The organism is Kitasatospora sp. A2-31, assembly GCF_022288725.1.
In the GTDB taxonomy this organism is placed as follows: domain Bacteria; phylum Actinomycetota; class Actinomycetes; order Streptomycetales; family Streptomycetaceae; genus Kitasatospora.
Genome location: NZ_JAKNTA010000264.1, coordinates 1 through 1081, shown reverse-complemented (window position 1 = coordinate 1081; position 1081 = coordinate 1). Strand labels below are relative to the sequence as shown.

General features: G+C 78.9%; 1 pseudogene. It reads right to left on the bottom strand.

The window, feature by feature from the left end:
• Window positions 1-1081 (bottom strand): annotated as a pseudogene (locus tag MCM47_RS44520) (beta-ketoacyl synthase); the annotation flags it as partial.

The following is a 1081-nucleotide window of genomic DNA, read 5'->3' as shown; positions in this document are numbered from 1 at the left end:
GCGACGCCGGCGCCGGTCGCTCCGGGGCCGGCGCAGGGCCAGGACGGACGGGCCGTGCCGGGATGGTCCGGCGCTGTGGCGCGCCGGCCGGCCGGCGGTGGGCGAGCAGCTCGGTGACGACCCGTTCGGTGTCGCGCAGGAGGGCGCCGAGCTCGGCCGCCACCGGATGGGCGTCGAGCAGTGCGCCCGGGGAGCCCTCCTGGGCGCGGGCCGGTGCTGCGGTGCTCGGTGCGACGGCGCCGGGCGTGCCGGGTGCGACTGGTGCCGCGCTGCCGGGCCTGCCGGTGCCGGGCGTGCCGGGCGTGCCGGGTGCCGCGCTGCCGGGCCTGCCGGTGCCGGGCGTGCCGGGCGTGCCGGGTGCCGCGCTGCCGGGCCTGCCGGTGCCGGGTGCGACGGTGCTCGGCGCAAGCACCTGCGCAGCGGCCGGTAGGGCGGGCGCGAGTGCGGACCGCACGGCCGCGACGGTGGCGGCCTCCAGCGAGACGAGAGCTCCGCCGAGGTCCAGCCGGACGGACGGGTGCGGCCGAACCGCAGGGGTGGTGCGGGTGTCCGGCGTCCGGGCCCGGGCGGGCTGCAGAGCGGCCGCGTCGGGCTCGGCGCCCTCGACCCACAGGGCGGCGGCGAGGCGGCGCAGCTGGGCGAGTCCGTCGCGGTGCGGCGAGTTCGCGGCGATCACCAGGTGGTCCCGCCGGCCCAGCGTGTCGCCCACCAGGGACCCCAGCTGGCCGGGGCCGACCTGTACGAAGGCGCGGAACCCGGCCGCGTACAGGGCTTCGACCAGCGGTCTGAACCGCACCGGTTCGAGCAGGTGGCGCAGGAACAGGGAGCGGACCTCCGCCGCGGTCTCGGGGAAGGGTGACGCCGTGGTCCCGGACCACACCGGCACGGTCGGCCGGTGCAGCCGGAAGCGTTCGGCGGCCTGGCGGATCGGGGCCAGGTAGGGGGCGAGCATGGGGGTGTGGAAGCCGGACCGGAACGGCAGGACCTGGCCGAGCACGCCACGGGCGCGGAACCCGCGGACGAGTTCGGCGACGAGCCCCTCGGGGCCGCACACGATCGACTGCTGCGGGGCGTTGTCGTG